29 protein-coding genes are annotated in these 16,740 nt (G+C 51.4%); 1 reads left to right on the top strand and 28 read right to left on the bottom strand.

Annotation, left to right across the window (positions count from 1 at the left end):
* Positions 1-22: 22 nt before the first annotated feature.
* The 22 genes from secY to rpsJ all read right to left on the bottom strand — a co-directional run bounded on the left by secY (position 23) and on the right by rpsJ (position 10,525).
* Complete coding sequence (gene secY / locus IB144_RS02105) at positions 23-1,354, bottom strand: preprotein translocase subunit SecY (RefSeq protein ID WP_002919515.1); 1,332 nt, start codon at positions 1,352-1,354, stop codon at positions 23-25.
* 7 nt (positions 1,355-1,361) lie between these two features.
* Positions 1,362-1,796, bottom strand: a complete 435-nt coding sequence (gene rplO, locus IB144_RS02100; protein WP_002919516.1) for a 50S ribosomal protein L15 — start codon at positions 1,794-1,796, stop codon at positions 1,362-1,364.
* 3 nt (positions 1,797-1,799) lie between these two features.
* Positions 1,800-1,979: a 50S ribosomal protein L30 gene (gene rpmD, locus IB144_RS02095; protein ID WP_001140434.1), complete on the bottom strand. Its 180-nt coding sequence runs from the start codon at positions 1,977-1,979 to the stop codon at positions 1,800-1,802.
* A 3-nt stretch (positions 1,980-1,982) separates the two neighbouring features.
* Positions 1,983-2,486: a 30S ribosomal protein S5 gene (gene rpsE / locus IB144_RS02090; RefSeq protein WP_002919545.1), complete on the bottom strand. Its 504-nt coding sequence runs from the start codon at positions 2,484-2,486 to the stop codon at positions 1,983-1,985.
* 14 nt (positions 2,487-2,500) lie between these two features.
* Entirely contained in the window at positions 2,501-2,854 is a 354-nt protein-coding gene (gene rplR, locus IB144_RS02085; protein ID WP_000358960.1) for a 50S ribosomal protein L18, read from the bottom strand.
* Between the two features lie 9 nt (positions 2,855-2,863).
* The gene (rplF, locus tag IB144_RS02080; protein WP_002919662.1) at positions 2,864-3,397 is read right to left on the bottom strand and encodes a 50S ribosomal protein L6; all 534 of its coding nucleotides are present in this window, start codon (positions 3,395-3,397) and stop codon (positions 2,864-2,866) included.
* Positions 3,398-3,409: 12 nt separating this feature from the next.
* Positions 3,410-3,802, bottom strand: a complete 393-nt coding sequence (gene rpsH / locus IB144_RS02075; RefSeq protein ID WP_002919665.1) for a 30S ribosomal protein S8 — start codon at positions 3,800-3,802, stop codon at positions 3,410-3,412.
* A 33-nt stretch (positions 3,803-3,835) separates the two neighbouring features.
* The gene (gene rpsN / locus IB144_RS02070) at positions 3,836-4,141 is read right to left on the bottom strand and encodes a 30S ribosomal protein S14 (RefSeq protein WP_002919667.1); all 306 of its coding nucleotides are present in this window, start codon (positions 4,139-4,141) and stop codon (positions 3,836-3,838) included.
* Positions 4,142-4,155: 14 nt separating this feature from the next.
* Positions 4,156-4,695 (bottom strand): 50S ribosomal protein L5, encoded by a 540-nt coding sequence (rplE, locus tag IB144_RS02065; RefSeq protein ID WP_001096200.1) that lies wholly within the window; start codon positions 4,693-4,695, stop codon positions 4,156-4,158.
* A 14-nt stretch (positions 4,696-4,709) separates the two neighbouring features.
* Positions 4,710-5,024, bottom strand: a complete 315-nt coding sequence (gene rplX / locus IB144_RS02060; protein WP_000729185.1) for a 50S ribosomal protein L24 — start codon at positions 5,022-5,024, stop codon at positions 4,710-4,712.
* A 10-nt stretch (positions 5,025-5,034) separates the two neighbouring features.
* Positions 5,035-5,406, bottom strand: coding sequence for a 50S ribosomal protein L14 (gene rplN, locus IB144_RS02055; RefSeq protein WP_002919748.1), 372 nt, complete (start codon positions 5,404-5,406; stop codon positions 5,035-5,037).
* A 165-nt stretch (positions 5,407-5,571) separates the two neighbouring features.
* Positions 5,572-5,826, bottom strand: a complete 255-nt coding sequence (gene rpsQ, locus IB144_RS02050; RefSeq protein ID WP_002919751.1) for a 30S ribosomal protein S17 — start codon at positions 5,824-5,826, stop codon at positions 5,572-5,574.
* Complete coding sequence (rpmC, locus tag IB144_RS02045) at positions 5,826-6,017, bottom strand: 50S ribosomal protein L29 (protein ID WP_002919754.1); 192 nt, start codon at positions 6,015-6,017, stop codon at positions 5,826-5,828. Before rpmC ends, rpsQ begins: the two co-directional genes overlap by 1 nt.
* Positions 6,017-6,427 carry a 50S ribosomal protein L16 gene (gene rplP, locus IB144_RS02040; RefSeq protein WP_002919759.1) on the bottom strand — a complete coding sequence of 137 codons (411 nt, stop codon included), beginning with the start codon at positions 6,425-6,427 and terminating at the stop codon, positions 6,017-6,019. The genes rpmC and rplP overlap by 1 nt, the downstream gene beginning before the upstream one ends.
* 12 nt (positions 6,428-6,439) lie before the next feature.
* Positions 6,440-7,138, bottom strand: a complete 699-nt coding sequence (rpsC, locus tag IB144_RS02035; RefSeq protein ID WP_002919766.1) for a 30S ribosomal protein S3 — start codon at positions 7,136-7,138, stop codon at positions 6,440-6,442.
* A gap of 17 nt (positions 7,139-7,155) precedes the next feature.
* Positions 7,156-7,488 (bottom strand): 50S ribosomal protein L22, encoded by a 333-nt coding sequence (gene rplV, locus IB144_RS02030; RefSeq protein WP_002919773.1) that lies wholly within the window; start codon positions 7,486-7,488, stop codon positions 7,156-7,158.
* A gap of 14 nt (positions 7,489-7,502) precedes the next feature.
* Positions 7,503-7,781, bottom strand: coding sequence for a 30S ribosomal protein S19 (gene rpsS / locus IB144_RS02025; RefSeq protein ID WP_001138115.1), 279 nt, complete (start codon positions 7,779-7,781; stop codon positions 7,503-7,505).
* Positions 7,782-7,797: 16 nt separating this feature from the next.
* The gene (rplB, locus tag IB144_RS02020; protein WP_002919786.1) at positions 7,798-8,619 is read right to left on the bottom strand and encodes a 50S ribosomal protein L2; all 822 of its coding nucleotides are present in this window, start codon (positions 8,617-8,619) and stop codon (positions 7,798-7,800) included.
* A 17-nt stretch (positions 8,620-8,636) separates the two neighbouring features.
* Complete coding sequence (gene rplW / locus IB144_RS02015; protein WP_000617546.1) at positions 8,637-8,939, bottom strand: 50S ribosomal protein L23; 303 nt, start codon at positions 8,937-8,939, stop codon at positions 8,637-8,639.
* The gene (gene rplD, locus IB144_RS02010; RefSeq protein WP_002919794.1) at positions 8,936-9,541 is read right to left on the bottom strand and encodes a 50S ribosomal protein L4; all 606 of its coding nucleotides are present in this window, start codon (positions 9,539-9,541) and stop codon (positions 8,936-8,938) included. The genes rplW and rplD overlap by 4 nt, the downstream gene beginning before the upstream one ends.
* A 10-nt stretch (positions 9,542-9,551) precedes the next feature.
* Positions 9,552-10,181, bottom strand: coding sequence for a 50S ribosomal protein L3 (rplC, locus tag IB144_RS02005; RefSeq protein ID WP_002919796.1), 630 nt, complete (start codon positions 10,179-10,181; stop codon positions 9,552-9,554).
* Between the two features lie 32 nt (positions 10,182-10,213).
* Positions 10,214-10,525 carry a 30S ribosomal protein S10 gene (gene rpsJ / locus IB144_RS02000; RefSeq protein ID WP_001181005.1) on the bottom strand — a complete coding sequence of 104 codons (312 nt, stop codon included), beginning with the start codon at positions 10,523-10,525 and terminating at the stop codon, positions 10,214-10,216.
* Between the two features lie 383 nt (positions 10,526-10,908).
* Here rpsJ and IB144_RS01995 point away from each other — a divergent pair, with 383 nt between their 5' ends.
* The gene (locus IB144_RS01995; RefSeq protein ID WP_020801891.1) at positions 10,909-11,394 is read left to right on the top strand and encodes an A24 family peptidase; all 486 of its coding nucleotides are present in this window, start codon (positions 10,909-10,911) and stop codon (positions 11,392-11,394) included.
* Here IB144_RS01995 and bfr read toward each other — a convergent pair.
* From bfr to rpsL, 6 genes are all read right to left on the bottom strand, one after another.
* Positions 11,378-11,854: a bacterioferritin gene (gene bfr / locus IB144_RS01990; protein WP_002919971.1), complete on the bottom strand. Its 477-nt coding sequence runs from the start codon at positions 11,852-11,854 to the stop codon at positions 11,378-11,380. The genes IB144_RS01995 and bfr overlap by 17 nt on opposite strands.
* Positions 11,855-11,927: 73 nt before the next feature.
* Positions 11,928-12,122, bottom strand: a complete 195-nt coding sequence (gene bfd / locus IB144_RS01985; protein ID WP_004152415.1) for a bacterioferritin-associated ferredoxin — start codon at positions 12,120-12,122, stop codon at positions 11,928-11,930.
* Positions 12,123-12,302: 180 nt separating this feature from the next.
* A complete protein-coding gene (tuf, locus tag IB144_RS01980) occupies positions 12,303-13,487 on the bottom strand; it encodes an elongation factor Tu (protein ID WP_004174069.1) in 1,185 nt (394 codons plus the stop codon).
* A gap of 69 nt (positions 13,488-13,556) precedes the next feature.
* A complete protein-coding gene (gene fusA / locus IB144_RS01975) occupies positions 13,557-15,671 on the bottom strand; it encodes an elongation factor G (RefSeq protein WP_002920103.1) in 2,115 nt (704 codons plus the stop codon).
* Positions 15,672-15,767: 96 nt separating this feature from the next.
* A complete protein-coding gene (gene rpsG, locus IB144_RS01970) occupies positions 15,768-16,238 on the bottom strand; it encodes a 30S ribosomal protein S7 (protein WP_002920113.1) in 471 nt (156 codons plus the stop codon).
* Between the two features lie 96 nt (positions 16,239-16,334).
* Positions 16,335-16,709: a 30S ribosomal protein S12 gene (rpsL, locus tag IB144_RS01965; RefSeq protein ID WP_002920115.1), complete on the bottom strand. Its 375-nt coding sequence runs from the start codon at positions 16,707-16,709 to the stop codon at positions 16,335-16,337.
* Positions 16,710-16,740: the final 31 nt, after the last annotated feature.

The raw sequence follows: 16,740 nt of genomic DNA, 5'->3' as shown, positions 1-16,740 counted from the left end.
GTAACTTCTCGGGCGACCAGTTTTAACGGCCGTAGCCTTTCAGGTTCGCCTTCTTCAATGCAGACTCATACTGACTGGACATCATCAGAGTTTGCACTTGAGCCATAAAGTCCATAATCACGACAACAACGATAAGCAGCGAGGTCCCACCGAAGTAGAACGGCACTTTCATCGCGTCACGCATGAACTCCGGGATCAGGCAGATAAAAGTAATGTACAACGCACCAACCAGAGTCAGGCGAGTCATCACTTTATCGATATACTTCGCCGTTTGCTCTCCCGGACGAATTCCTGGTACAAATGCACCGGACTTCTTCAGGTTATCTGCTGTTTCACGCGGGTTGAAAACCAACGCCGTGTAGAAGAAACAGAAGAAGATGATTGCAGACGCATAGAGTAACACATAAAGCGGTTGCCCAGGCTGCAAATACAGCGAAATTGTTGTCAGCCAGTTCCAACCAGTACCACCCCCGAACCATGACGTGATGGTTGCCGGGAACAGTATAATACTGGAAGCGAAGATTGCCGGGATTACCCCCGCCATATTCACTTTCAGCGGTAAATGTGTGCTCTGTGCAGCATAGACACGACGACCCTGTTGACGTTTCGCGTAGTTTACCACAATGCGGCGTTGACCACGCTCAACGAATACAACAAAGAAGGTCACTGCAAATACTAATACTGCAACCAACAGCAACAGGAGGAAGTGCAGGTCGCCTTGACGCGCTTGCTCGATAGTATGGGCGATGGCCGGCGGGAGTCCCGCAACGATACCGGCGAAGATAATGATCGAGATACCGTTACCGATACCACGTTCAGTGATCTGTTCGCCGAGCCACATCAGGAACATAGTCCCTGTGACCAGACTGACAACAGCGGTGAAATAGAATGCAAAGCCTGGATTAATCACCAGGCCTTGCATACCAGGCATATTCGGCAGACCGGTAGCAATACCGATCGACTGGAATATCGCCAGCACCAGAGTACCGTAGCGGGTGTACTGGCTGATCTTACGACGACCAGACTCCCCTTCTTTCTTCAGTTCCGCCAGCGGTTGATAAACCACCGTCAGCAGCTGCACGATGATCGATGCCGAAATGTACGGCATAATCCCCAGCGCAAAGATAGAAGCACGGCTGAGAGCACCACCAGAGAACATGTTGAACATTTCAATGATGGTGCCTCGCTGTTGCTCAAGCAGTTTGGCAAGTACAGCGGCATCAATACCAGGGATCGGAATAAAAGAGCCAATACGGAACACTATCAGCGCACCGACCACAAACAGAAGTCTGCGTTTCAGTTCGCCAAGGCCACCTTTGGCACTTTGAAAATCTAATCCCGGTTGTTTAGCCATCTGCTACTTATTCCTCAATTTTACCGCCAGCAGCTTCGATAGCAGCACGAGCACCTTTAGTCACACGCAGGCCACGAACAGTTACCGGACGAGTTACCTCACCAGACAGGATCACTTTCGCGAACTCGATCTGGACACCGATAATGTTAGCCGCTTTCAGCGCGTTCAGGTCTACTACATCGCCTTCTACGTGAGCCAGATCGGAGAGACGGATCTCTGCGGTGATCATCGCTTTACGAGAAGTGAAGCCGAATTTCGGCAGACGACGGTACAGAGGCATCTGACCACCCTCGAAACCGCGACGTACGCCACCGCCAGAACGAGATTTCTGACCTTTGTGACCACGACCACCGGTTTTACCGAGGCCAGAACCGATACCACGACCCAGGCGTTTACCCGCCTTTTTGGAGCCTTCGGCCGGAGACAGAGTATTTAAACGCATCTCTTACTCCTCAACTTTAACCATGAAGGAAACCGCGTTGACCATACCACGAACAGCAGGAGTATCCTCGCGCTCTACGGTGTGACCAATACGACGCAGACCCAGGCCAAGCAGCGTTGCCTTGTGTTTCGGCAGACGACCGATTGCACTGCGGGTTTGAGTAATTTTAATAGTCTTTGCCATGGTTTATTTCCCCAGAATTTCTTCAACGGATTTACCACGCTTGGCAGCGACCATATCCGGGGACTTCATGTTTTCCAGACCGTCGATAGTTGCACGAACCACGTTAATCGGGTTAGTGGAACCATACGCTTTAGCCAGAACGTTACGAACCCCAGCGACTTCCAGAACGGCGCGCATTGCACCACCGGCGATGATACCGGTACCTTCGGAAGCCGGCTGCATGAATACACGAGAACCCGTGTGAGTACCCTTAACCGGGTGCTGCAGGGTGCCGTGGTTCAGCGCGACGTTAATCATATTGCGACGGGCTTTTTCCATCGCTTTCTGGATCGCTGCTGGAACTTCACGCGCTTTACCGTAACCAAAACCAACGCGACCGTTACCATCGCCTACTACAGTCAGAGCTGTGAAGGAGAAAATACGACCACCTTTAACGGTTTTAGATACGCGGTTTACCGCGATCAGCTTTTCCTGCAGTTCGCCAGCTTGTTTTTCGATGTGAGCCATCTTACACCTCTACCTTAGAACTGAAGGCCAGCTTCACGGGCAGCATCTGCCAGTGCCTGGACACGACCATGATATTGGAACCCGGAACGGTCAAAGGAAACATCTTTGATGCCTTTTTCCAGAGCGCGTTCAGCGACAGCTTTACCCACAGCTGCTGCAGCGTCTTTGTTACCGGTGTACTTCAGTTGTTCAGCGATAGCTTTTTCTACAGTAGAAGCAGCTACCAGAACTTCAGAACCATTCGGTGCAATTACCTGTGCGTAAATGTGACGCGGGGTACGATGTACCACCAGGCGAGTTGCGCCCAGCTCCTGGAGCTTGCGGCGTGCGCGGGTCGCACGACGGATACGAGCAGATTTCTTATCCATAGTGTTACCTTACTTCTTCTTAGCCTCTTTGGTACGCACGACTTCGTCGGCGTAACGAACACCCTTGCCTTTGTAAGGCTCAGGACGACGGTAGGCGCGCAGATCTGCTGCAACCTGGCCGATCACCTGCTTATCAGCGCCTTTCAGCACGATTTCAGTCTGAGTCGGACATTCTGCAGTGATACCCGCAGGCAGCTGATGATCAACCGGGTGAGAGAAACCTAAAGCCAGGTTTACTACATTCCCTTTGACCGCTGCACGATAACCTACACCAACCAGCTGCAGCTTCTTAGTGAAGCCTTCGGTAACACCGATAACCATTGAGTTCAGCAGGGCACGCGCGGTACCAGCCTGAGCCCAACCGTCTGCGTAACCATCACGCGGACCGAAGGTCAGTGCATTATCTGCATGTTTAACTTCAACAGCATCGTTGAGAGTACGAGTCAGCTCGCCGTTTTTACCTTTGATCGTAATAACCTGACCGTTGATTTTTACATCAACGCCGGCAGGAACAACGACCGGTGCTTTAGCAACACGAGACATTTTTTCCTCCGATTAGGCTACGTAGCAGATAATTTCGCCACCAAGACCAGCCTGGCGCGCTGCACGATCAGTCATAACACCTTTAGAGGTAGAAACAACTGCGATACCCAGACCGGCCATAACTTTCGGCAGCTCATCTTTTTTCTTATAGATGCGCAGACCTGGGCGGCTGACACGCTGAATGCTTTCTACAACAGCTTTGCCCTGGAAATACTTGAGAGTAAGTTCCAGTTCAGGCTTGGTGTCGCCTTCAACTTTAAAATCTTCGATAAAACCTTCTTCCTTCAGCACGTTGGCGATTGCCACTTTCAGCTTGGAGGAAGGCATGGTGACCGCAGCTTTGTTCGCGGCCTGACCGTTACGGATACGGGTCAGCATATCCGCGATCGGATCTTGCATGCTCATCTGTCTTTACTCCCGTGATTCAATTGGTGACAATTACCAGCTAGCCTTTTTCAGACCCGGGATTTCACCGCGCATAGCGGCTTCACGGACCTTAATACGGCTCAACCCGAACTTCCGCAGGAAACCATGCGGACGACCTGTTTGACGGCAGCGGTTACGCTGACGAGACGGGCTGGAATCACGCGGCAGAGTCTGCAGCTTGAGAACGGCATTCCAACGATCTTCGTCGGTTGCGTTCACATCAGAGATGATAGCTTTCAGTTCAGCGCGTTTAGCGAAGAATTTATCAGCTAAAGCCACGCGCTTTACTTCGCGTGCTTTCATTGATTGCTTAGCCATTAAGTAACCCTACCTTACTTGCGGAACGGGAAGTCAAAGGCAGCCAGCAGAGCACGGCCTTCTTCGTCAGATTTCGCAGTAGTGGTAATGGTAATATCCAAACCACGAACGCGGTCGACTTTATCGTAGTCGATTTCTGGGAAGATGATCTGCTCACGGACACCCATGCTGTAGTTGCCACGACCGTCGAAAGACTTAGCGGACAGGCCGCGGAAGTCACGAATACGCGGTACAGCAATAGTGATCAGGCGCTCAAAGAACTCCCACATGCGTTCGCCACGCAGAGTTACTTTACAGCCGATCGGATAGCCCTGACGGATTTTGAAGCCTGCAACTGATTTGCGTGCTTTGGTGATCAGCGGTTTTTGACCGGAGATTGCTGCCAGGTCAGCTGCTGCGTTATCCAGCAGTTTCTTGTCAGCGATCGCTTCACCAACACCCATGTTCAGGGTGATCTTCTCGACCCGAGGGACTTGCATGACAGAATTGTAGTTAAACTCAGTCATGAGTTTCTTAACTACTTCGTCTTTGTAGTAATCATGCAGTTTCGCCATCGTACTACTCCAAATTACTTGATAGTTTCGCTGTTAGACTTGAAGAAACGGACTTTTTTACCGTCTTCGAATCTAAAGCCTACACGGTCAGCCTTGCCGGTTGCCGCATTGAAGATTGCAACGTTAGAAACCTGAATTGCAGCTTCTTTTTCAACGATGCCGCCTGGTTGGTTCAGAGCCGGAACCGGCTTCTGGTGTTTCTTAACCAGGTTGATACCTTCAACAATGACCTTGCCGGAAGACAGGACATTCTTAACTTTACCGCGCTTACCTTTATCTTTACCGGTTAACACGATAACTTCGTCATCACGACGGATTTTCGCTGCCATGATTCGCTCCTTAGAGTACTTCTGGTGCCAGAGAGATAATTTTCATGAACTTCTCGGTACGAAGTTCACGAGTTACCGGCCCAAAAATACGCGTACCGATAGGCTGCTCGCTGTTATTGTTCAGAATAACGCATGCATTACCATCGAAGCGAATGACAGAACCGTCCGGGCGACGAACACCCTTCTTGGTGCGCACCACTACCGCCTTCAGCACATCACCTTTTTTGACCTTACCACGCGGAATTGCTTCTTTGATGGTGATCTTGATGATGTCGCCTACGCCTGCGTAGCGACGGTGCGAGCCACCCAGAACCTTGATACACATTACGCGACGTGCACCGGAGTTGTCGGCGACGTTCAGCATAGTCTGTTCTTGGATCATTTTAGTGCTCCGCTAATGTCAACTACTACTGAGACCCGAAAATTAGGGTCGTTAAAAAGCCCCATATCGAGGGCGCGGCATTATAACACCACAAACCAGATATGGGTAGAAAAAATAAACGGCTCATCGCTGAGCCGTTTATCCGTATCGAGAATGCGTACTCTATTACAGAACCGCTTTCTCTACAACGCGAACCAGCGTCCAGGACTTAGTCTTGGACAGCGGACGGCATTCGCGGATTTCAACCTTGTCGCCGATACCGCATTCGTTGTTCTCGTCATGTACGTGCAGTTTGGTCGTACGTTTGATGAATTTACCGTAAACCGGGTGTTTCACCATACGTTCGATAGCAACAACAATGGATTTCTCCATTTTGTCGCTAACTACGCGACCTTGCAGAGTACGGATTTTATCGGTCATTACGCACCCGCCTTCTGAGTCAGTAAAGTCTTAACGCGTGCAACATCACGACGCACTTGCTTCAGCAGATGAGTCTGTTGCAGCTGGCCACTTGCAGCCTGCATGCGCAGGTTGAACTGCTCACGCAGCAGGTTCAGCAGCTCAGCGTTCAGCTCTTCAACGCTTTTTTCACGCAGCTCTTTTGCTTTCATTACATCACCGTCTTAGTTACAAAGGTGGTTTTGATCGGCAGTTTCGCTGCTGCCAGGCCGAATGCTTCACGGGCCAGCTCTTCCGGTACACCGTCCATTTCATACAGGACTTTACCCGGCTGAATCAAGGCAACCCAGTACTCCACGTTACCTTTACCTTTACCCATACGAACTTCCAGCGGCTTCTCGGTGATCGGTTTGTCCGGGAATACACGGATCCAGATCTTACCTTGACGCTTAACTGCACGGGTCATAGCACGACGTGCTGCTTCGATCTGACGTGCAGTCAGACGACCACGGCCAACAGCTTTCAGACCGAAAGTGCCGAAGCTAACATCCGTACCCTGCGCCAGACCACGGTTGCGGCCTTTGTGCACTTTACGGAATTTTGTACGCTTTGGTTGTAACATCAGCGACGCTCCTTATTTACGGCCTTTACGCTGCTGCTTTTTAGGTTGAGCAGCCGGTTCCGGTTGTTCAACAGCAGCCATACCACCCAGGATCTCACCTTTGAAGATCCATACCTTAACGCCGATTACACCGTAAGTGGTGTGCGCTTCAGAGGTGTTGTAGTCGATGTCAGCACGCAGAGTGTGCAGCGGTACGCGACCTTCACGGTACCATTCGGTACGTGCGATTTCCGCGCCGCCCAGACGGCCGCTAACTTCAACTTTGATACCTTTAGCGCCCAGACGCATTGCGTTCTGTACAGCACGCTTCATCGCACGACGGAACATAACGCGACGTTCCAGCTGAGAAGTGATGCTGTCAGCAACCAGTTTTGCGTCCAGTTCAGGTTTACGAACTTCGGCGATATTGATCTGTGCAGGTACGCCAGCGATATCCGCTACGACCTTGCGCAGTTTTTCTACGTCTTCGCCTTTCTTACCGATAACGATACCCGGGCGAGCGGTGTGAATGGTCACACGGATGCTCTTAGCCGGACGCTCGATAACGATGCGAGATACAGACGCTTTAGCCAGTTCTTTAGTCAGGAACTGACGTACTTTAAAATCGCTGTCCAGGTTGTCAGCGAATTCTTTGGTGTTCGCGAACCAGGTAGAGTTCCATGGTTTGACAATACCCAGGCGAATACCATTAGGATGTACTTTCTGACCCATTGCTAGTCTCCAGAGTCTCAGCGATCGGACACAACCACAGTGATGTGGCTGGTGCGCTTCAGGATGCGATCTGCACGACCTTTAGCACGCGGCATAATGCGCTTCATGCTCGGGCCTTCGTCTACGAAAATTTTCGCAACTTTCAGATCATCAATGTCAGCGCCATCGTTGTGTTCAGCGTTAGCAATGGCAGATTCCAGTACCTTCTTGACCAGTACAGCAGCTTTTTTGTTGGTGTAGGTCAGAATATCCAGGGCCTGCGACACTTTCTTACCGCGAATCAGGTCAGCTACAAGGCGAACCTTCTGAGCAGAAGAACGAGCATGGCGATGTTGAGCTAAAGTTTCCATCTCTTCCTCCTACCTTATTTCTTCTTCGCTTTTTTATCAGCAGCGTGGCCGCGATAAGTACGAGTCGGTGCGAATTCACCCAGTTTGTGACCGACCATTTCGTCGGAAACAAATACTGGAACGTGCTGACGACCATTATGGACAGCGATGGTCAAACCGATCATGTTAGGAAAGATCGTTGAACGACGGGACCAAGTGCGCAGGGGCTTCTTGTCTCCGCTTTCCACCGCTTTCTCTACCTTCTTCAGCAAGTGCAGGTCAATAAAAGGACCTTTCTTGAGAGAACGTGGCATGGCTTATCCTCTAAAATTATTTGCTACGGCGACGTACGATGAATTTATCAGTACGCTTGTTGCTGCGGGTCTTCTTACCTTTGGTCTGCAGGCCCCACGGGGATACCGGGTGCTTACCAAAGTTACGACCTTCACCACCACCATGTGGGTGGTCTACTGGGTTCATCGCAGTACCGCGAACGGTAGGACGAACACCACGCCAGCGTGCAGCACCTGCTTTACCCAGAACGCGCAGCATATGCTCAGCATTGCCAACTTCGCCCAGAGTCGCGCGGCAGTCTGCTTCGACTTTACGCATTTCACCAGAACGCAGACGCAGGGTGACATAAGCACCGTCACGAGCAACGATCTGAACGTAAGTACCAGCGGAACGAGCCAGCTGACCGCCTTTACCTGGTTTCATTTCTACGTTATGAACGGTAGAACCAACCGGGATATTGCGCATCGGCAGGGTGTTGCCTGCTTTGATTGCAGCATCAACGCCAGACTGAATCTGGTCGCCAGCTTTCAGGCCTTTCGGGGCCAGGATGTAACGGCGCTCGCCGTCTTTGTACAGAACCAGCGCGATGTTCGCGGAGCGGTTCGGATCGTACTCAAGACGTTCAACAACTGCCGGGATACCATCTTTGTTGCGTTTGAAGTCAACAATACGGTAAGCCTGCTTGTGGCCACCACCGATATGACGGGTGGTGATACGGCCATTGTTGTTACGACCACCGGATTTGCTGTTTTTTTCCAGCAACGGAGCAAAAGGTTTGCCCTTGTGCAGCTCTGGGTTAACCACTTTAACGACGTGGCGACGACCCGGAGATGTCGGTTTACATTTAACAACTGCCATTGTATTACTCCTCCGACTTACTCAGCGCCGCCAACGAAGTCCAGATTCTGGCCTTCTTTCAGGGTGACGTAAGCTTTTTTCCAGTCGCTACGACGACCGATACGCTGTCCGTGACGTTTAACTTTCCCTTTAACAACCAGGGTGTTAACGACTTCGACTTCGACTTCAAACAGTTTCTGCACAGCAGCTTTGATTTCTGCTTTGGTCGCGTCTTTAGCAACTTTGAGAACGATGGTGTTTGTTTTTTCCATCGCAGTAGACGCTTTTTCAGAAACGTGCGGTGCGCGCAGCACCTTCAGCAGACGTTCTTCACGAATCATGCCAGCATCTCCTCAACTTGCTTAACAGCATCAGCAGTCATTACGACTTTGTCGAAGGCGATCAGGCTAACCGGGTCGATACCGTTCGCATCACGTACGTCAACCTTATGCAGGTTACGTGCGGCCAGGAACAGGTTCTCGTCCAGCTCACCGGTGATGATCAGCACATCTTCCAGAGCCATGTCTTTCAGTTTCTGTGCCAGCAGCTTAGTTTTCGGCGCTTCAACAGAGAACTTCTCGACAACGATCAGACGATCCTGACGTACCAGTTCGGACAGAATGCTTTTCAGCGCGCCGCGGTACATCTTCTTGTTAACTTTTTGACTGTGGTCCTGCGGACGAGCAGCGAAGGTCACGCCACCGGAACGCCAGATCGGGCTCTTGATAGAACCAGAACGCGCACGGCCGGTACCTTTCTGGCGCCACGGTTTTTTACCGGAGCCAGTGATTTCAGCACGAGTCTTCTGAGCACGAGTGCCCTGACGCGCACCGGCTGCATAAGCAACAACAACCTGGTGAACCAGCGCTTCGTTGAAATCACGACCGAAGGTAGTTTCGGAAACAGTCAGCGCGCTCTGCGCGTCTTTCAATACTAATTCCATTGCTATCTCCTCACGCCTTCACAGCTGGTTTAACGATCAGGTCGCTACCGGTCGCACCCGGGACAGCACCTTTAACCAGCAGCAGGTTGCGCTCAGCGTCAACACGTACTACGTCCAGGCTCTGAACGGTTACACGCTCATTACCCAGCTGACCTGCCATTTTCTTGCCTTTGAACACTTTGCCCGGAGTCTGGTTCTGACCGATAGAACCCGGAACGCGGTGGGACAAGGAGTTACCGTGAGTAGCGTCCTGGGTACGGAAGTTCCAGCGCTTAACGGTACCAGCAAAACCTTTACCTTTAGAGGTACCGGTTACGTCAACTTTTTTAACGTCAGCAAACAGTTCAACGCTAATGTTCTGACCTACGGTGAATTCTTCGCCGTCAGCCAGACGGAATTCCCACAGACCACGGCCAGCTTCAACGCCAGCTTTAGCGAAGTGACCCGCTTCCGGCTTGGTTACACGGTTAGCTTTTTTAGCACCGGTGGTAACCTGGATTGCGCGGTAGCCATCGTTAGCCAGGTCTTTAACCTGAGTAACACGGTTTGCTTCAACTTCGATTACGGTTACTGGGATAGAAACGCCATCTTCAGTGAAGATGCGGGTCATGCCCACTTTTTTACCGACTAAACCAATCATTGTTTCAACCTCTCAATCGCTCGATGACCTGATTAACCCAGGCTGATCTGCACGTCTACACCGGCAGCCAGATCCAGACGCATCAGAGCATCAACGGTTTTTTCAGTTGGCTCAACGATGTCAACCAGACGCTTGTGAGTGCGAATTTCGTACTGGTCACGCGCGTCTTTGTTGACGTGCGGGGAGATCAGAACGGTAAAGCGCTCTTTGCGGGTCGGCAGCGGGATCGGACCACGGACTTGCGCACCAGTGCGCTTAGCAGTCTCGACGATTTCCGCGGTTGATTGATCGATCAGACGATGATCAAACGCTTTCAGGCGGATACGGATTCTTTGGTTCTGCATGAGACCAGAGCTCCAATTATTTTATAGACGAAATGATTACTCCTCATACCCATTACGATTGATGGGAGAGTGTAACCGTTCTTACATAGTCCCCCGATTGGGGACATTGTTTGATAACCCAAATGCGATTACCAGGGTTCATATTGAACCGGCCGTCAACTTTGACAGGCCCGCGCATTATACGCAAATTCTGGCGCGACGCAAGTGCTGTTTAGAAAATCATCACCAGGATTTGCGCGCCTTCGCGTTAGCGCGCTGTACGGGGCTGCAATGCGGAGTAAGAGCGCGGATTGTGGGATCCATTCCCGGAAAATGCCTTTTGTGCTGAACGGGAGAGGATGAGCATAGTGACGCAATGTTCATCGATCATTGCGGGGTCAACTATGCTCGCCGCCCTCCCCTTCTTGCTGTGCTATAGCGGTTTGACCGTGGCATTATGCCACCAGGATCTGCGCCACGGTCTGTTGCCCGACCGTTACACCTGTCCCCTGCTGTGGAGTGGTTTACTTTTTTATCTCTGTCTGGCGCCGCACCAGCTGCATGATGCCGTCTGGGGGGCGATAGCGGGCTATCTCTCTTTGGCTGCGATTTACTGGCTATACCGCGGTATCCGCGGCTATGAAGGGTTGGGTTATGGAGATATAAAATATCTTGCCGCCCTCGGCGCCTGGCATGGCTGGCGATTGCTGCCCCAGTTGGTCCTGGTTGCCTCGCTACTCGCCGGCATAGCGTGGGCAGGAGCAGGTTTATACGCCAGTTGCGGCGGGAGGAGCAAATGGAGAAGAAGCAACCCGCTGCCGTTTGGGCCATTCCTGGCGGCCGCGGGTTTTTGGTGCGGGTGGCAGACGCTGGCTAATCTGACACTTTGATCTGCGACTGCAGGTAATTTTGCAGACCGATTTTGCCAATCAAATCGAGTTCGGTTTCCAGCCAGTCGATATGGCCTTCTTCATCCGCCAGGATCTCAATCATCATATCGCGGCTGACGTAGTCATGGACGCTGTCGGCATAGGCAATAGCCTCACGCAAATTTTGCGCCCCTTCCAGCTCCAGCCTCAAATCGGACCGCAGCATCTCTTCCACATCTTCACCGATGCCAAGTTTGCCGAGATCCTGCAGATTAGGGATACCTTCGAGAAAAAGAATACGCTCGATATACTTATCGGCGTGCTTCATTTCGTCGATGGATTCGTGGTACTCAATATCGTTGAGGCGCATCAGGCCCCAATTTTTAAACATTCTCGCATGAAGAAAGTACTGATTAATTGCGACTAGCTCATTTCCCAATAATTTATTGAGATAACTTATGATTTTGACATCACCTTTCATTATATAGTCCCTCCGCTTCCACTCATTGAAGCGTAGTCCGGCCTATAGGGATGTCAAAAGAGAAGCGTGGACTTCAGGCGATTTCTTTGAATTCCGGCATGGTGGTTAATTCATCTTCCATCACTTCACGCGCAGCACGAACACACTTACCGCATTGATTTCCCACGGGAACAAACTTACGTAATTGCTGAAAAGATTGCGGTTGAAACTGGCGCACAACCTGACGAATTTTTTTATCGCTGACGCCATTGCACAAACAAACGTACATAGAAACTCCCGTTCAATTTATGCACAAATATTAAATGAGAATGGTTATGATTACAATAGACCATTTGCTCATTATCCGCCGCAACGCACGATATGAATAGCCAGCAAAAATTCGTTTTTCGCTGAATGACAGACAGCAAAAAGGGCACCGAAGCGCCCTTTTTAATTCAAAGCTAACGAATTAGCCCAGAACTTTAGCTACAACGCCCGCGCCAACGGTACGGCCGCCTTCACGGATTGCGAAACGCAGACCGTCGTCCATCGCGATCGGGTGGATCAGGGTAACAACCATTTTGATGTTGTCGCCCGGCATTACCATCTCTACGCCTTCCGGCAGTTCGATGGTGCCAGTCACGTCAGTAGTACGGAAGTAGAACTGCGGACGGTAGCCTTTGAAGAACGGAGTATGACGGCCGCCTTCATCTTTGGACAGGATGTACACTTCAGATTCGAACTTGGTGTGCGGGTTGATGGTGCCCGGCTTAGCCAGTACCTGACCACGTTCGATTTCTTCACGTTTGATACCACGCAGCAGAACACCTACGTTCTCACCAGCACGGCCTTCGTCCAGCAGTTTGCGGAACATTTCAACGCCAGTACAGGTGGTTTTCGCGGTTTCTTTGATACCAACGATTTCAACTTCTTCACCTACTTTGATGATACCGCGCTCTACACGACCGGTAACAACGGTACCACGACCGGAGATGGAGAATACGTCTTCGATCGGCAGCAGGAACGGCTTGTCAATCGCACGCTCTGGTTCCGGGATATAGGTATCCAGGTGGCCAGCCAGTTCGATGATTTTCGCTTCCCACTCTGCGTCGCCTTCCAGCGCTTTCAGAGCAGAACCACGAACGATCGGGGTGTCGTCGCCCGGGAAATCGTACTGAGACAGCAGTTCACGAACTTCCATCTCAACCAGTTCCAGCAGCTCTTCGTCATCAACCATGTCGCATTTGTTCAGGAACACGATGATGTACGGAACGCCTACCTGACGACCCAGCAGGATGTGCTCACGAGTCTGCGGCATCGGGCCGTCAGTCGCAGCAACAACCAGGATCGCGCCGTCCATCTGCGCAGCACCGGTGATCATGTTTTTAACATAGTCGGCGTGGCCCGGGCAGTCTACGTGCGCGTAGTGGCGAGTCGGGGTGTCGTATTCAACGTGAGAGGTGTTGATGGTGATACCACGAGCTTTTTCTTCCGGCGCGTTATCGATCTGGTCGAATGCGCGAGCGGAACCACCGTAGGTTTTAGCCAGAACGGTAGTGATGGCAGCAGTCAGGGTAGTTTTACCATGGTCAACGTGGCCGATAGTACCAACGTTGACGTGCGGTTTTGTACGTTCAAATTTTTCTTTAGACACGGCTATATTCCTTACTATAGTGCTCTCCCCTTCGGAGAGAGCACGGGACTTAGGTTTTAATCCTGTGGATTATTTACCACGGGCTTCAATAACGGCCTGAGCAACGTTGTTCGGCGCATCATCATACTTCAGGAATTCCATGGTGTATGATGCACGACCTTTGGTCAGAGAACGCAGCTGAGTTGCATAACCGAACATTTCGGACAGCGGTACTTCAGCGTGGATCTTAACGCCGGTTACTTCGGATTCCTGACCGCGCAGCATACCGCGACGACGGCTCAAGTCACCGATAACGTCACCAGTGTTCTCTTCCGGAGTTTCTACTTCAACCTTCATGATCGGCTCAAGCAGAACTGGTTTTGCTTTCTTAAAGCCTTCTTTAAAGGCAATAGACGCAGCCAGTTTAAACGCCAGCTCAGAGGAGTCAACGTCGTGGTAAGAACCGAAGTGCAGACGGATACCCATATCAACTACCGGGTAACCTGCCAGCGGACCAGCTTTCAGCTGTTCCTGGATGCCTTTATCAACGGCCGGGATGTATTCGCCAGGAATTACACCACCTTTGATGTCGTTGATGAACTCGTAACCTTTCGGGTTAGAGCCCGGCTCCAGCGGGTACATGTCGATCACAACGTGACCGTACTGACCACGACCACCAGACTGCTTGGCGTGTTTACCTTCGATATCGGTAACTTTCGCGCGAATCGCTTCACGGTAAGCAACCTGAGGTTTACCGACGTTCGCTTCAACGTTGAATTCACGCTTCATACGGTCAACGATGATGTCGAGGTGCAGCTCACCCATACCGGCGATAATGGTCTGGTTAGACTCTTCGTCAGTCCATACGCGGAAAGACGGGTCTTCTTTAGCCAGACGACCCAGAGCCAGACCCATTTTTTCCTGGTCAGCTTTGGTTTTCGGCTCAACGGCGATGGAGATTACCGGCTCAGGGAATTCCATACGCTCCAGAATGATCGGCGCATCCGGGTCACACAGGGTGTCACCAGTAGTTACGTCTTTCAGACCGATAGCAGCAGCGATGTCGCCCGCGCGAACTTCTTTGATCTCTTCACGTTTGTTAGCGTGCATCTGAACGATACGACCGAAACGCTCACGTGCAGCTTTCACGGAGTTCAGTACGGTATCACCAGAGTTAACCACACCGGAGTACACGCGGAAGAAGGTCAGGTTACCCACGAACGGGTCGGTAGCGATTTTGAACGCCAGTGCAGAGAACGGCTCGTCGTCGCTTGCGTGACGCTCAGCCGGGGTATCTTTACCGTCGTCCAGGATACCGTTGATCGCAGGTACGTCAACCGGGGATGGCAGGTAATCAATTACCGCATCCAGCATCGCCTGAACGCCTTTGTTCTTGAACGCAGAACCACAGGTTACCAGGATGATTTCGTTGTTCAGAACGCGCTGACGCAGAGCTTTTTTGATCTCTTCTTCAGTCAGTTCTTCACCACCCAGGTATTTTTCCATCAGCTCTTCAGAAGCTTCAGCTGCGGATTCGATCAGGTTCTGGTGCCATTCATCAGCCAGGTCCTGCATGTCAGCCGGGATATCTTCGTATTCGAAGGTTACGCCCTGGTCTGCATCGTTCCAGTTGATGGCTTTCATTTTCACCAGGTCAACAACGCCGGTGAAACCTTCTTCAGCACCAATTGCCAGCTGCAGCGGAACCGGGTTCGCGCCCAGACGGGTTTTGATCTGACCAACAACTTTCAGGAAGTTAGCGCCCATGCGGTCCATTTTGTTAACGAACGCGATGCGCGGAACTTTATATTTGTTTGCCTGACGCCATACGGTTTCAGACTGCGGCTGAACACCACCAACTGCGCAGTAAACCATTACCGCACCATCAAGAACACGCATGGAACGTTCTACTTCGATAGTGAAGTCAACGTGCCCCGGGGTGTCGATGATGTTTACGCGGTGCGGTTCATACTGTTTGGCCATACCAGACCAGAATGCAGTAGTCGCAGCGGAAGTGATGGTGATACCACGTTCCTGCTCCTGCTCCATCCAGTCCATGGTAGCGGCGCCGTCATGAACTTCACCGATTTTGTGGTTTACACCGGTGTAGAACAGAATACGTTCGGTAGTAGTGGTTTTACCGGCGTCGATGTGCGCACTGATACCGATGTTACGGTAGCGTGCGATGGGTGTTGTACGAGCCATTTGATTCCTCGTTTATTTCTTTAGGCGTTCAGTTAAGTTATCCAGAGCGGGCGACTCATCTGAAGCGCCCGCCTGGTGACTATGACTCCGAAGGGATTACCAACGGTAGTGAGCGAACGCCTTGTTGGCTTCGGCCATACGGTGAACGTCTTCACGTTTCTTAACTGCAGTACCTTTGTTGTCTGCAGCATCAGTGAGTTCGTTCGCCAGGCGCAGAGCCATGGATTTATCACCGCGTTTACGAGCAGCTTCAACGATCCAACGCATTGCCAGGGCATTACGACGGACCGGACGAACTTCAACTGGAACCTGATAAGTAGAACCACCTACGCGGCGGGACTTAACTTCGACAGTCGGGCGCACGTTTTCGAGCGCAACTTCGAAGGCTTCCAGTTCAGATTTACCAGAACGCTGAGCCAGGGTCTCCAGCGCGCTGTATACGATAGTTTCTGCAGTAGATTTTTTACCATCTACCATCAGGATATTGACAAATTTAGCCAGCAGTTCTGATCCGAACTTCGGATCCGGCAGAATTTTACGCTGACCAATGACGCGACGACGTGGCATGGAAATACTCCGTTGTTAATTCAGGATTGTCCAAAACTCTAAGAGTTTAGTATGACATTAAGATAAATCAGTTTGGCCTTACTTAACGGAGAACCATTAAGCCTTAGGACGCTTCACGCCGTACTTGGAGCGAGCCTGCTTACGGTCTTTAACGCCGGAGCAGTCAAGCGCACCACGAACGGTGTGGTAACGAACACCCGGAAGGTCTTTAACACGACCGCCACGGATCAGGATCACGGAGTGCTCCTGCAGGTTGTGACCTTCACCACCGATGTAGGAGGTGACTTCGAAACCGTTAGTCAGACGCACACGGCAAACTTTACGCAGTGCGGAGTTCGGTTTCTTAGGAGTGGTGGTATATACGCGAGTACATACGCCACGTTTCTGCGGGCAGGCTTCCAGCGCTGGCACGTTGCTCTTTGCAACTTTGCGCGCGCGTGGTTTGCGTACCAGCTGGTTAATTGTTGCCATTAAATAGCTCCTGGTTTTAGCTTTTGCTTCG

The sequence above is a fragment of the Klebsiella sp. K4 genome (assembly GCF_014596785.2).
Classification (GTDB): Bacteria; Pseudomonadota; Gammaproteobacteria; order Enterobacterales; family Enterobacteriaceae; genus Klebsiella; species Klebsiella pneumoniae.
This window is presented reverse-complemented; position numbering and strand designations above follow the sequence as displayed.